General features: G+C 70.1%; 8 protein-coding genes. 1 reads left to right on the top strand and 7 read right to left on the bottom strand.

The features are described 5' to 3' along the window. Nucleotides 1–273: 273 nt before the first annotated feature. The 7 genes from OG310_RS36065 to OG310_RS36095 form a co-directional block, all read right to left on the bottom strand. The gene (locus tag OG310_RS36065; RefSeq protein ID WP_329453789.1) at nucleotides 274–906 is read right to left on the bottom strand and encodes a hypothetical protein; all 633 of its coding nucleotides are present in this window, start codon (nucleotides 904–906) and stop codon (nucleotides 274–276) included. Between the two features lie 7 nt (nucleotides 907–913). Beyond that, on the bottom strand, nucleotides 914–1,897 hold the full coding sequence (locus tag OG310_RS36070) for an ATP-binding protein (RefSeq protein ID WP_329459966.1): 984 nt from the start codon (nucleotides 1,895–1,897) through the stop codon (nucleotides 914–916). 83 nt (nucleotides 1,898–1,980) lie between these two features. Beyond that, nucleotides 1,981–4,143: a Mu transposase C-terminal domain-containing protein gene (locus tag OG310_RS36075; protein ID WP_329453788.1), complete on the bottom strand. Its 2,163-nt coding sequence runs from the start codon at nucleotides 4,141–4,143 to the stop codon at nucleotides 1,981–1,983. Beyond that, the gene (locus tag OG310_RS36080; protein ID WP_329453787.1) at nucleotides 4,140–4,916 is read right to left on the bottom strand and encodes a TnsA-like heteromeric transposase endonuclease subunit; all 777 of its coding nucleotides are present in this window, start codon (nucleotides 4,914–4,916) and stop codon (nucleotides 4,140–4,142) included. Before OG310_RS36080 ends, OG310_RS36075 begins: the two co-directional genes overlap by 4 nt. Nucleotides 4,917–5,094: 178 nt before the next feature. Continuing rightward, nucleotides 5,095–6,501 (bottom strand): DNA-binding protein, encoded by a 1,407-nt coding sequence (locus OG310_RS36085; RefSeq protein ID WP_329453786.1) that lies wholly within the window; start codon nucleotides 6,499–6,501, stop codon nucleotides 5,095–5,097. Nucleotides 6,502–6,741: 240 nt separating this feature from the next. After that, nucleotides 6,742–10,017, bottom strand: a complete 3,276-nt coding sequence (locus OG310_RS36090; RefSeq protein ID WP_329453785.1) for a Helicase associated domain protein — start codon at nucleotides 10,015–10,017, stop codon at nucleotides 6,742–6,744. Nucleotides 10,018–10,110: 93 nt separating this feature from the next. Next, nucleotides 10,111–12,762 (bottom strand): DEAD/DEAH box helicase, encoded by a 2,652-nt coding sequence (locus OG310_RS36095; protein WP_329453784.1) that lies wholly within the window; start codon nucleotides 12,760–12,762, stop codon nucleotides 10,111–10,113. 120 nt (nucleotides 12,763–12,882) lie between these two features. Here OG310_RS36095 and OG310_RS36100 point away from each other — a divergent pair, with 120 nt between their 5' ends. Then, on the top strand, nucleotides 12,883–13,485 hold the full coding sequence (locus OG310_RS36100) for an ankyrin repeat domain-containing protein (protein WP_329453783.1): 603 nt from the start codon (nucleotides 12,883–12,885) through the stop codon (nucleotides 13,483–13,485). Nucleotides 13,486–13,914 lie beyond the last annotated feature (429 nt).

Consider the following 13,914-nt stretch of genomic DNA (forward strand, 5'->3'; position numbering starts at 1 on the left):
GCGGGCCAGGATCCGCAGCGGCGTGGTTGTGATTCCGAGGTTCGTAGCTGGTGTGGCGAGGGCTGCTTGAGCTGGGGTGTTGGTGATTCCCTGATAAGGAGTCCGGCGCTTACGGGGAGCTGGAGACAGTGGTGATGGGGCGTCTGGCCTGTGGTTGTTCGGGGTTCGTTGATAACGGCGGTGTGGTGTTGGTGATGGGCTCCGGTATCTAAAGGGTCGGTGCGGGTTTGTGCTGGTCAGCGGCTTGCTGCATGGTCGGGGTCTGCTGGTGGGCTATGCCGTTGCTGTCGGGTGGGGGTTGCCGCCGGTCCAGTACAGGGCGGTGTCGATGTCGCGTGCGGTCCAGCCGGCGGCGTGTGCTCCGCCGTGGTGGAGGAGGTCGTCGAGGAGCTGGAGGTAGCGGCCGTAGCGTCCCGGTGTGGGGGTGAGGGGGAGGCGGAGGGTGTCGAGGGCGTGTTGGACGCGGCGGTCGTAGACGGCCATCCGCTGGGGTGCTGCTGCGGTGAGGATGGCTGAGGCGAGGGCGTCGCCGGTGCGGAAGCCGGGCAGTTCCCAGATGATGCCGCGCCCCGTGCGGGCGGCCTCCCCGCGCGAGATGGTGGTGTCGCGGACGGCGGTGACGACTCGCTCGGTGACGGCTCGGACCTGGGTGTCGGGCAGGGACATCAGTTCTGTCACCCAGCGGGTTTGTGCGGAGAGCCGTTTCCAGACGACGAGGGCTGCGATGTCCGTCTTGCCGAGGCTGCCGGTGTGCTCGGTTCGCTGCGCGACGTCGTGGAGGACCTCGTCGTAGTGGGGTGAGACGCCTGCCAGGTAGTCGGCGCGGGCGGGGATCAGGGTGTCCCAGGCCTGCCGGCAGAGGGCAGCGAACTCGTCGCCGCCTGGCGTTTCGGTGGTCGTCTTCATGTCCGCATCATGCCGTTCTGGCGGGTTGGCGGGTTCGGGGGCGGCTTGCTTCTTCGGCGAGGTGGTCGAGCTGGATAGCTTCGAGCGCCTTTTTGGTGATGCGTTCGGTGCCGTCGCAGATGGCGGTGATCGCTGCTTGGCGGATGAGGCGGGCGAGGCTTCCGATGCGGCCGGCGGTGCGCTGGTGGAGGTAGGAGGCGTGGCGGGGGAGTGTGCCGGGTGTGTGCTGGGTGAGGTCGAGGGCGTTCTCCATGTCGGTGATGAGATCGGTGAAGGGGCGGGTGTTTCCGTGGCGGGCGGGGAGGGGGCCGCAGGTGATGAGGCTGGCGCGGCCGGCGAGTTGGGCGCCGCGTACTCCGGAGAACAGCGTGGTTGAGGCGACGTCGATGCCGGTGTAGACGAAGGTTGCTCTGATGCGTTCGGTGAGGTCTTTGAGCAGGTCGGCGGCTTCGGCGCCGGTGGTCGTGCGCGGGTTGAGGCGGTGGATCTCGTCGATGAGGACCAGGCGGACGCCAGCGGCGGTGTAGGTGTGGCAGACGGCCTCGGTGATCTGGGTCTGGGTCATGCGGGTGGTGACGGGGATGCCGAGGTAGCGGGCGAATTCGGTGGCCAGGGTTTTCGCGGTGGCGCCGGCCGGCACCAGCAGGTACGCGACCGGTGTCTGCTGGTGGGTGCGTCCGGGCGGGGCGGGGTGTTTTCGGGTGTGGGCGAGGTGGCAGGTGCGTCCGACTTCGAGGAGGGCGGTCGTTTTCCCGGCCGCGGCGGGGCCGGTGACGATCAGTGAGGGCCGGGCGGTGGTCTGCTGGTGGCGGCCGAGGAGCATCAGGGTGCGGACCTGGGTGGCGAGGGTGTTGATGGCGGGGGTGCGGACGGTGACGAACGCGGAGTGGTAGGCGAGGCGTTCTTCCGTGCTGCGTGGGGTGTCGCCGGGCTGGGGCGGGGTGAGGGGCGGGGTGGTGGCGAAGCGTTGCCAGCCCTGCCAGGTGGTGATCGGCCATTCCGGCTCGACTGCCTGCGTGCCAGGCGGCGGTGCCTCGGTGTTGGCGGGGGCGTGGTGGTTGCGTGCGGGGCTGGTCACCAGTTGAGGGCTTCCTGAGCGGGGTCGTAGAGGCCGAGTCCGGTGTACGGGACGGGCACGTCGCTGGTGTCGCCGGGTCCGAGTTCGTCTTCGCTGTCGGCCTGTTCTGGTTCGTCGGGCTGGTCGTCGAGGTCGTCGAGGTCGTCGATGCTGTCGTCGTCCCAGGCGTCGTCCCAGGCGTCGGCCTGCGGGGCCGGATCGTAGGGAGGGCGGGTGCCGGCTGCGGGCGGGGGTGTTTTCAGTGGTGCGGCGCGGGTGATCAGGCGCTGTTCGCCGGGGGTAGCGGTGCCGGCGTGGGCGCGGCGCATGAGCTGGTCGAGGGCGTCGGCGAGGTCGGCTTCGTGGGTGTCGCGGTCGCTGTGGCGGGTGGTGATCGTTTTGATGTGCTGCCAGGTGGCGCTGTTGAACGGCTGGTGAATGTGGTCGCGGTGGATCCACGGGATCTCTGTCAGGTGTCCGTCGGGCAGGCGGATCCAGACCTGGCGGGCGTCGTGGGGGTTGGTGTGGACTTCCCATTTGCCGCCGCGTGCGGTGACGGGGGAGGGCTGACCGCGGTAGGGGGCGAGGACATCGTGGTCGTAGGTGCGGTGGTCGACGCGGATGCCGCGTTCGGTGATGGCCTGCCAGCGCACCGGCAGCAGTTCGAGGTAGTCGCTGCCGCTCAAGGGGAGGGGCACGTAGCCGGTCACGGCGATAAGCGCGGCCCACATCTGGTTCGGGGTGAGAGCCTTCTTCGGCAGGGTGGGGTGGCGCAGGCCTTCGTGGGGGCGGTGGTGGTAGTGGATCAGCCATTCGTCCAGAAGGTCCTGCATCTGGGCGACGCTGAAGCAGGCCTCGCCTTCGGCGTCCGGTCCGCGGCGGGTGACGTCGGAGCCGGTGTAGCCGGGCAGGTGCTGGCACAGCAGGGCGTTGACCGTGCCGAAGGTGCGTTCGACGATGCCTTTGGCGGCGGGGGCGTGGGGCGGGGTGGGCTGGACGCTGATGCCGAGGGTTTCGCAGGCGGCGGTGAACGCCGTGGACAGGTAGACCTTGCCCCGGTCCACGACGATCGTCTCGGGCACCACCACCGGCCGGGCAGCCGCGCCCTCGAGCCGTTCGTCCAGGTCCATCAGCCGCTGTAGCTGGGGGAGTTGGGTGTGGGCGAGGCACAGTGCGTCGGGCCAGGAGGGACGGGCCGCGTGCGGGACGGCCATCTCGGCGAGCAGCAGGGCCGCGTCGACTGCCTTGGTGCCGGCGGGCCGCAGGACCGCGGCGAGGATGGCGCGGGTGGCGACGTCGACGGCGATCGTGAGTTCGGGCCGGCCGGTGGTGCCGTCGTCGAAGACGGCCAGGACGTCCAGCCGTGTGGTGTCGACCTGCACCTGCTCGCCCGGCCGCAGCGCCACGGTCGGGGTGAACGCCTGTCCGCCGGTGGGGGAGGGGAGAGTACGGGCGGGGCGGTGGGGGTGTTCGGCAGGGTCGGCGAGCTGGTGGACGAGCCGGTAGAAGGTGGCCTGGGAGGGGGCGGGCACTGTGCCGCGGCCGTGCCGGTCGGTAAGGATCTGTGTGACCAGGGGCATCAAGCCCTTGACGGTGCCCTTGGAACGGCCGCGCTGGCGGCGCAGCGCTTCCTCGATGGCGGCGATGACGCGTTCGTCGGTGCGCCCGGTAGGCACGGGCCGACGGGTGGTGCGGTGGTCAACCAGCCCCCACAGTCCCTGCTTGCGGTAGGCCAGGCGCATGCGCTGCACCGTGGTCCGGGAGACAGGGCCGAAGCCGATCGCGGTCAGCTCCGTGGCCTTGGCCTCCTCGCGCTGTGCGAGGGTGAACCGGTCGGGGTCGTACTCGGCCCGGGGCGCCCCGTCGCTGTCCGTCCCGCCGGGCAGGCCGGTCTCCACCTCGCGGATGTGCCGCTGCCAGGCCAGTGCCTTGCGCCGCGCGTCCTCGGGCGCGGTTTCGAACAGACCCCACTGCGTTGCGGCCTGGGGCATTTCGGCGCCCACGATGGTGAAGGACGGGTCGGCGAACAGGTGTCCGGCCACGACCGTCTCGTCTTCGCCTGTTTCACCGGCGAGGTGGACCTGCTGCCCCGCCATCGCGATGACCTGCCAGGTGCGGTCACGGAAGCGGACGTGCGCTCCGACCTGCAGCACCGGCCGGCCGCCACGCCGCACGCTCACTGCCCCTCCCCGCTGCCCGGGCCGCCGTGGCCGTTCGCACCGCCGGCGCCGGTGCTGACGAGGACCCGCTCGTTAAGCGGTACGTCCAGGGGCGCGGTGAGGTGTCCGTGCCACAGGGCGTGGAAGACGGCGGGCAGGACTTCGATCGGGTCGCCCACCGCTTCGACGCCCTCGATCAGCGGCTGCGGCTGTGCGAACACCTCACGCAGGGCGGCCGCGAGACGGGGATGGCCGGCGTTGCGGGGGTGGCGGTACCCGGCCAGCCATTTCAGGTTTGCCGAAAGCGTCTTCTCCAGCGGCTCAAGGCGCCGGTAGCTCCAGCCGGCCTGCGCGCACGCCGCCTCAAGGACCGTCGCAGCACGCTGCGCCCGCTCGCCGCCGGCCTCCAGGTGGTTGGGGCAGTCGGCCAGCAGGGCGGTGCCGTCGCGGTGGCGGGCGAAGAGCTGCGGCACCCACGAGCGGACCTGGCCGCGCGCGTCCCGCCACAGCAGACGCACCGGCCGCCCGGCCAGGCCGACCACCTCGGGGTCGCGGTCCAGCACCGTCAGCTGCGCCCGCATCGCGGCCGACCCGCACGCCACATGCCGGCCGGTCGTGGCCGACCACCACTGCCCAGGACCCCACCGCCGCCTCGGCACCACCGGGAACGCCGACACCGGCTCCAACTCCTCGAAGGCCACCGCGAGAACCGCGTCCGCCCACCGCTGCTGCACCACCTGCCCGAGAGGATCGACGAAGACCGCCTCCCACTCGGATCCGGTATCCGTCTGCATGCGCTGTGAGCGGCCACCTGCTGCGGCCGCTGCGTCCTTGCTGCCCACGCGCCCCAGTCAAGCCCGTCCTGCCAGTGCGGCGGGCCGCTTCACGGATTTTGATCACGAGTGCCGGGCCATGAGGTAGTGCCCTGCGGATCGTGGTCCCTGCAGAGCCTGCCTGCCTCCTGACACTTACTCACCGCTCCTTTCCCGGCCGCTCGTTGCGCTGGTCCGCGAGTGCCTCGGCCAGGACATCGGCCGGCAGACGGGCCCAGCGCGCCAGGTCCTCCAGCGCCATCCCGGCCGCGAAGGCTGCTGCTGCGCTCTCCCGGACGGCCTGCTCGATCAGTGTGGCGGCATGGCCGAGGTTGCCCAGCAACTGCTGCGCGGCGTCGGCGGTCTTGCCGTACTGGGCGCCGCGCAGCTGGGTCAGCTGCTCTTCGGCGTCGTTGACCAGGCTGCTGATCAGCGCCCGCTGCTCGGCCGGCACCGCAGAGCGCCACGTGGTGCCCGAGCCGGGCGCGCTACGTTCCTTGGACAGGACGCGCAACTGTCCGGCCATGGTCGCGGGCTGGTGTTCCTGGCGCAGCCACCACGGATCGTTGTCGTAGCCGGGCGGGCCGCCGGCGCCACGACGGATGCGGATGACGGCGCCCATCCACGAGGTCAGCGGGCCGCCGTAGTCGGTTGCCGCCAGCGGCCCCAGCCACCCCCGCCCGACGCGCTCACCGAGTCGGCGGCAGAACGCCCCGTCGGAGGGCAGCGCCCGCGGCCGCCCGGCACCGCTGTCCCTCCACACCAGCTCGGCCATCGCCGGGTCCAGCAGCGCGTCGGCCACGGCCACCACCTCGGGGAAGACGACCGCGTCCCGGCCCACGATCCGCCACCGCTCCAGCTCTGTACCGGCGTTGCCGCCCGCGACCTGGTGCAGCCGCTGAGGCCACAGCGTCTCCCGCTCCCAGTGCAGAGCCTGCTCCCACCACCGGGCCACCACCGCATAAGCCAGAGCGAACACCCTCTCCGGCTCCGCTCCAGCCCGTACCGCCCGCCGCGTCACACCAGTCCACCGCCGCTGCGCCGCGGCCACTTCCGGCACACCCCGTACGTCCAGATACTCAAGAGGCTGGTCGGCGTCGGCGTCCAGGAGCCACCGCCCGTGCCGGACACACACCCGCTCCCATCGCGGCGCGTACCGCACCACCCGCACGGCCGTCCCCGCGCGCCGGGCCGCGCACAGACGGCAGCCGAAGGCGACCGGCCCGGCGACCGCACCCCCGGTCCGCCACGCGGCCGCCGGCACGCTGTTCTTTCTGGCCGACAGCTTGGCGTCCTGCTGTCCCCAGGACGGCAACGCCCGCGCCAGCACGTCTTCCTCGACGCCGCACATGCCTGCCAGTAGCTGTCGTCCGGGCGGGTTCAGCAGCACCTCGGCGTCGGCCCGCGTGCCCCCGCCGTCGTGCCCCGGCGGGTAGTTGCGCCACTGCCAGCACGACCGCAACACCTTCGCTTCCATCCCGTAACGGCCCGCGATGCGGCAGATCAGCGACGAGGTCGTCTCCCCCTGAAGGGGAACTGTCCGCAGCAGGCCGGGGTGATGGGTCACTTCACCACGGTCTCGTGTCCGCCGTCCCGGCGGGCGCTTTTGCAGCGGATGCCCAGGCGCCCCGTCCTCCTGGGGCCGTCACTTCTACTCGACGGAGCCACCTTCAGACCGTTTTTCCTGCCACCTCCTGCTACCCCTGTGACCTGCGAAGGCGATGCGACAGGCCGGGAGACAGGGGGAGTTGGGAAAAGATCTTGGCCATCGGCACGCCCTACGTGATCACTCTCGGAAGTCTCACCGTCACGCTTCACGCAAGGTGCCTTGCCGACTCGAAGCCTCAGGGCGGATACCGATGGTGCTCAGCAGGGCCTGTTGGTGGGGGTGGAGTTGGTGCCAGAGGACGGTTTGTTTACGGGCCCAGCGCTGAAGCTCGGGCGGGAGGGGCTGGCCTGTGGTGCGGAGGGTGCGGTGCTGGTGGTACTTGCGTTGCCAGGCGAAGGGCCAGGGCGGGTTCCACCAGGGGTCGAGGACGGTGAGTTCTTGCAGGGTGAGGGCGGACAGGAGGCCAGCGCGGGCTTTGCGCCGTTGCTGGATGAGCCAGTGCCCCAAGGCGAAGCCGTGGTGCTGGGTGTGTTTGAACACGGCTAGGTGGCCGTGGGCGGCGGCGTAGGCACGGGCGTGGGGGAGGCCTTCGCCTGCGGGATAGCGGTGCGCGGTTGTAGGAGCCGGTACGGGTTCGGTGGCGGGCGTGGCGCCGAGGTTGGCCAGGAGCTCTTGCTGGGTGGGATGGAGGCTGTCCCACAGCCTTGTCTGGGTGGTGGCCCAGCGTCGCTGGGCCACGGTCAGGTTGCCGCTGGCAGGGGCGGCGTGTGCCCGGTGGTAGGCGCGCTGCCACGCCAGGGGCCAGGGCGGGTTCCAGTGCGGGTCAAGGGCGTTCAGCGCGGCGATCCGGGCCGGATCGGTGCGCCCGTCAGCCACGCGGTGTCGCTGGCGTAGGAGCCAGGTACCGAGGGGATAGCCGTTGTGGCGGGTCCGTTCGGCCACGGCCAGATGCCCGTGTTCGGCGGCATAGCTACGTGCGTGGGCGAGCCCTGTGTCTACGCGGGCGGGGCTTCGATCGGCTTCGGTCACTGCGCGGGCGACGGCAGAGGAGATGCCGATGTCCGCGAGGAGACTCTGCTGATCGAGTTGCAGAACGTCGTGCTGGACGCACTGACGGTGCAGCCACACTGTCACCTCGTCCTCGTCCCTGCCGCGATGCGGGCCAAGCACGTTCAGCTGGCCTTTCCGCCATCGCTTACGGGCCCGCTGGTAACTCCGCTGCCAGGGAAAGGGCCAGGGCGGGTTCCACCAGGGATCCAGTTCGGCCAGCAGCCGGCCACGCAGCCACACGCCTTCGGTGGCTTGAGCGTGCCGACGGTCCTGGCGGCGCTGCTCCACCAGCCAGCGGCCCAGGGCAAACCCGTCGTGCACGTACTCGGAGGCAACCGCAAGGTGCCCGTTTACCGCGGCGAAGGAACGAGCACTGGCCATGCCGTCCAAAGCCCACAGACCGGCAGCAGCAATCTGCTCGTTCACGGCCTGGGATGCCCCGGACCCGCCCTGCACTTTCGCGGCTTCCTCGGCTGTGATGCCGATGTCTGCCAGCAGGCGCTGCTGATCGGGGTCCAGACGCCGATACGCGGCGCACTGCCGCGACAACCACAGGGCAAGATCTGCTTCGACTCCTGGAAAGCCGCCCCCCACATCGAGCCCGCCCCGGCTCTCCACCAGCCGCCGGGCCTGTGCGTAGGAGCGCTGCCATGTCAGCACCCAGGGCGGATTCCACCAGGGGTCGACGGCGTCGAGGGCACGGGAGTGCTCCGTAGGTTCCCGGTTCTCGCGGGCCCTGCGGCGCTGGTGCACGAGCCACGACCTCAGCGGATACCCCTGGTACATCGCGTCCTTGCCCGAGACGGCCAGGTGACCCTGCTCGGCGACGTAGGACCTGGCGTGCGTCAGCCCCGTTTCGAAGCCGGCCTGGATGGGGATCCGCCGCGGCAGAGCGGTGCGGGCCGCCTCGGCCGTGATCCCGATGTCCGCCAGCAGACGCTGCTGCTCAGGATGGAGAGTGCTGTAGTGGGTGCACTGCAGATACAGCCACTCGCCGTTGAGGATCTGGGTGCCGGGGAATCCCGCGGCCGCATCGGGCGGGCCGGCGACTGCGGCGTGATCGCGCGCCCGGTAGTACGAGCGCTGCCACTGCACCGACCAGGGGACGTTCCACCACGGGTCCAAAACCGCGAGAGCCTGTGCACGGTCCGGCCCTATTGCCCACGCTCTGGTCTGGACGTTGCTCAGCCATTCCCCAAGCCGATAGGAATCGATCACGGTGTCCTGCGGGACTGCGAGATTGCCGTGTTCGCGCACGTAGCGGCTGGCATGCACCAGGCCGGCCGCGAAGGCTTCGTCCGCCTGCCGGCTGTGTCCGCGCCGCCGTTTGCCTTCCGCGCTACGGCCGCCGGACCCCACATGCGCCCGTACCGCGAGTTCGTCCACCAGAGGGAGCTGACGGTGCGCCGGAGCCACCGCCCACATCGCCTGTTCCGCAGCCCTTGTCCCACCCTGTGCCCGCACGCACTGATAAGCCCACGCAAAGAGAGGACCTGACGTCTCCTGCGCCAGCTGCTCCACGTACCAAGGCCTCCGCACACAGCCCGCAACAGCAGTTAAAAGCGACGGCAGATCAGCCAGGCGAAAAGGAAGATGGCCCTGTGCATCGGCCACCACGCGGCGCCGGAAGCCGTCACTGGCAAGCAGAGTGGCCAGAGCAACGGTCTCCGGATAGATCACCAGTTCCCGAGCCACAACCCGCCACACATCCTGGTCCAAGCCGTCACTGTCCAGGCTCCGCAGCCGCGCCGACCACAAATGCTCCTGCGGCCACGTCTGCCACCACCACGACGACGCCACCGCCCGCGCCACCTCAAAAGCATCCGACGCCAGCGCGGAACGACGCAGCAGCCTCACGTGACGGCGCTGGGCGTCCAGCACCTGCCCGCACCCGGCCAGGTCCATCACTCGGCCCGCCGTGCCCGGGATATGCATCAGCCACCGGCGATGAGACGGGCACACCCGCTGCTGCGGCCCCAGATACAGGCGAGCGGTCTCCCTCCTTCCGGTACGCCGCGCCGTGCATTCAGGGCAAGCCGGCCCCCAGCACCGAACCTTCTCCGCGGTGTGGTGAAACTGCGCTGCCGGCCCTATAGCGAACCGTCGACGGGGCTCCTCCTGCGCCCAGGCAGGCAGCGCCCGCAGCAGACGATCCTCCGGGACGCGACACAGCTGCGCTACCCGGTTCCGGGCCTCCTGGTTCAGGTAGATCTCGCTGTCCAGCTGCGCCCTGCCCATCGCGTTCGGCAGCCCGTCCACATCGACGACCGCCGCCAGCAGGTCCCTGAACGCCATGCCGTAGCGCGCCGCCAGCCGCGTCAGGAACGACTGCGTCATCTCGCCCTGCAGCGGTCCCACGCGCAGCACACCGCTCGGCAGCGCGAGCCCCTCAACTGCTGCCGGTGCCTTACTCTCGCCGCTCATGCCACCCCACTCCGTCGGCCCCGCTTCTCGTAACCACCTGCGAGCCACACCCAGTTACGGAACGGAGGGGTCTGCGCACCGATCAAGCAGCATTCATGCCCACTCGACTCCCAGCTCCGCGAGGGCAGCGCGCTGCTCCTGCGCGAGCTTGTCGCGGCGGGTCTTGGTGTTGGAGACCCACACGCCCAGCTTCACGGTCACCGGTTCAGCCTCGCCGCCGACCGTGATCCGCTCTGCATGAGCCCTGGGGACGCGGTCGTGGCCTTCGCGGGCGATGTACTGAGCGAGAGCCGCAAGGCCCCGCTGGAAGGCCATCGACGCCTTCCCGGAGCCCTTGGTCGTGGTGGCCGGGACGGGCCGTTCGGCAGGCTTCACGCCCAGCCCGGACAGGCGCTGTTGCTGCTCCTTCGGCAGCTCCGTCCAGGAGCTGACTTGCCGCTGGAGCCATCGGCCAAGGTCATCACCTTCGAAGAGCACGCCCGGCTCAATCTGCGGCAGCATGCCGTCGGCGTCGACGAGGTCGGCGAGGATGCGGTAGTGGCGTTGCCAGTCCAGCGGCCACGGGCAGTCCCAGTCCTCATCGATGGCGGTCAGGTGCGCGGCCCGTACCGCGGCGCGCTCGGGGTCCTTCCCGAGGCCGCCCTTGCGGCGCAGATTGGCCATGTGCTGCCCGATGGGCACCATGCCCTTGGCCTCGCTCTCGCCCCACACGGCGTCCTGACGGGGTGCGAGGTGCCCGGTGGCCCGCCTGTACGAGCGCAGCGCGGCGAGCTTGGTCTCCCAGGCTTCCTCACCCGGCTCCCACACCATCCCGGCCTCTTCGGCGTCCAGCAGCTCCTTGCGCCGCTCCTCCAGCTCCCCGGCCCGCAGCGCCTTCCGCTGCTTGTGGACCCAGCGCCCAAGGGGAAAATCTTTCGTCACCCCGACCTGGGTCTCTGTGTCGTAGGGAACGGCGTAGAGGCCGGTGATCTCGTTCTCCGCCCGCCAGCGGAGCAGGGCCTGGTAGCCCTCCAGCCAGACGAGGCTGTCCGGCCGGTAGACGCGGGTACGCAGGAACGCGGCGATCGTGGCGGCGTCCCGGGGAGTGCTGAAGTGGAGCAGAGCGGATTCGGCGGCGGCCTGGGTGTCGTCGTGCTCCTGGTCCTCGCCGTCGCCCGCGCCGTCGGCGCCGATGATCTGGCCGTTCTCGTCTCGCTGGATGTGGACCTTGCGCTTGCCGCTGGTGAGGGCGCGGGAGGCGAGCTGCTCAACGAGTCGTTCATCATGACTGCGGAGCCCTTGCAAAACGGCTACAAGGGGGCGGAACGAGGCGGAGGCGACCATGTCGTTCGGGTCCTCGTTCGGCTCCAGGAAGATCGGCACGATGATCCTGGCCACCTTGGTGGAGCCGTCGCGGTTCAACCTCAGCGCGCGGCCGATGTTCTGCACGATCTCCACCTGGGAGCCGCGGGTGTCCGCGAAGCAGATCGAGTCGACTCCCCGCTCGCCGGTGATGTCCACGCCCTCACCGAGAACGCGAACGCTGGCGAGGAATGCCCGGTGCACCCGGCGCCCGGCCGCGTCGATGCCATTGGCGAACTGCCGCAGCGCCTCCCGCCGCTCGGCTACGAGGTGGTCACCGCACAGCCACGCCGACCACACCCGGTCCGGCGGGACGTGGCGGCCGGCCTCCAGCTCGTAGAACTCCGCGTCGATCGAGGACGCGGGGAGCTTGTCGGCGGCGGCCAGATCGGCGTCGGAGGCGTCGTTCAGGAACAGCGCGGCAGCCGTCTCGGGCAGCTTGTCCGCGAACGCACGGGCCTCTTCGACCTTCTGGTGGAACGTCATGACCGTACGCAGGTTGTACGCGGCGGCGTGCTCCAGGAGCGCGGTCTGCAACAGCGCCAGGCGCCTGCCGCGCCGCGCCTCCTCCGACTCCCCGAGGACAGGCGAGGGGTCGCGGATCTCCAGCACGTCGATCTCGAACCCGGCAAGGATTTCGCGCTCGATGGCCTCGCTCAGACCGAGCTCTGCGAGCCACGCGCCGTACGTGCCCTCCGGGTCGTCCGACATGGTCGCGATCTCCGCCTCCTGGCCGTCCGCGCCCTTCTGCGGGCGGGCCGCGGCGAGGATACGCGGGGTGGCGGTGAGGTAGAGCCGGAAGTCCGCCGGGATACGGGCGTTGTCGTGGATCGCCGCCCACGGACGCCCAAGATCACCAGCGGTTCCATGTGCCTCATCCACGATGGCGAGGTCGAAGCCGTCCATGCGCTGCCCGTAGAGCCGCTCCCCGCCCGCCAGAGCGGCCTCCAGCGGCCCGCGAACCCTCCGCTGGCCCTCGGGCGCGTCGATGTCCTCCCGGTCCACGAGAGAGGCGTACGTGGCGAACACGACCACGGGCCCGTGCCCGGCCCACAGAGCGAGCTGGATCGGGTTCGTGGTGGTGCGCACCCCGAGCGAGCCCAGGACCGCGTCGTTCTCCAGCGAGCACACGGCGACCATCGGCGCCCGGTGGCCCACCGCCCGCCACGCCTGGGCGGTCTGCGCGAGCAGGTCCAGGGTCGGCACCGTGATGAGGATCCGGCCGTCCGCGAACGACTCCAGCGCGCACGCAGCAGCGGTGATCGTTTTGCCGGATCCGGTCGCGGAGACGATCGTGCCCCGGGCACCCTGCGGGGGCGGAGATGATCTTGCAGTAAATTCTACCCATCTGCGGAAACTCGTTTTCTGGTCCAGTTGGTGTTTCCGAAGCTGTACGTGCGGCATGGAGAACTTTCTTTCAGTGAGGTCTACGGTTCGTTGTCCGACAATGAAGCCGAGGTGATTGCGGTGTACTGGCGGTGATGGACGTAGCTCTGGTTGGGATGTTGGGGGACGATGCGGGAGATGGATGGGGCAGCGAAGTTGGTAGAGGCGGCGGGTTGTGGCGATCTGGAGCTGATGACAAGTCTGCTGGGCAAGGGCACACCGGTCGACGGCAGAGATCGAGAGGGCCGTACTCCTCTGGATCGTGCTCTGTGGGCGGGGCGGCACGGAGCTGTCTGTCTGCTCCTGGCTGCGGGCACGAACACTGAACAGCCCATCGGGCAGTACGCCGAGACGCTGCCACTGCGCTTCACCGCTGAGCGTGGAATGCAGACCATGGCCCGCATTCTGCTGGAGGCCGGGGCAGAGCCTGATGGCCGACTGTGTGAGGGGCGGGCAACCGCCTTGATGGTGGCGGCCACCGAAGGACAGGAGGGCATCGCTGAGATGCTGCTGGACCACGGAGCATGCCTGGAGTCGGTGGGACGGGGCCGGACACCGCTGGAATGGGCGGCGTCCGGGGGCAGGCCGGCAGTCGTCCGGCTGTTGCTGGACCACGGCGCCACCCGGATAGCCGAGGCACTGGCCCAAGCTGGCCGTGGCGCCAACCGCTGGAAACACACTCCTGAGCGCCAAGCAGAGTACACGGAGACAATCTCCATGCTCCTGGCCGCAAGCAACTGACCCTGAACCGCCGTTCCTCTCTCAGAATTCCGGAAAGGTTCCCGGATGGCTGGGGGTATCCCGCCTTTCCGCCAACAATACATGGTGCATCAACCGTGATGCACACGGTCCACTAGAACCCACACGAACGAGCCCCCCACCCCTCGCAGCCAGCCCGGCCCGCGCCAGCGGGCCCCAACGGGCCTGGAGGCGCAGCCGGAAGGACCGTCAGGCGGGGGAGCGCAGCGGACCCGCCCCGGGCCGAAGCGAAGCGAAAGCCCCCAGCGAAGGCGCAACCTTCACCCCGTTCCGGGAGCGCAGCGAACGGAACCTCACCCCACGGGCGCAGCCCGTGGGGTGAGTGGCCGCGCAGCGGGCCACCAGCGCTCCCGCGGAGCGGAGCGCAACCACCTGCGCAGCAAGGTGGTTCGCTTGCATTGCGCGCAGCGC

It is taken from the genome of Streptomyces sp. NBC_01497, assembly GCF_036250695.1.
In the GTDB taxonomy this organism is placed as follows: domain Bacteria; phylum Actinomycetota; class Actinomycetes; order Streptomycetales; family Streptomycetaceae; genus Streptomyces.

Bases quoted from the DNA above. Each gene is read 5' to 3' on its own strand.
- OG310_RS36065 (WP_329453789.1), bottom strand. From the start codon at position 906: ATGAAGACGACCACCGAAACGCCAGGCGGCGACGAGTTCGCTGCCCTC.
- OG310_RS36080 (WP_329453787.1), bottom strand. From the start codon at position 4,916: ATGCAGACGGATACCGGATCCGAGTGGGAGGCGGTCTTCGTCGATCCT.
- OG310_RS36090 (WP_329453785.1), bottom strand. From the start codon at position 10,017: ATGAGCGGCGAGAGTAAGGCACCGGCAGCAGTTGAGGGGCTCGCGCTG.
- OG310_RS36095 (WP_329453784.1), bottom strand. From the start codon at position 12,762: ATGCCGCACGTACAGCTTCGGAAACACCAACTGGACCAGAAAACGAGT.
- OG310_RS36100 (WP_329453783.1), top strand. From the start codon at position 12,883: ATGGATGGGGCAGCGAAGTTGGTAGAGGCGGCGGGTTGTGGCGATCTG.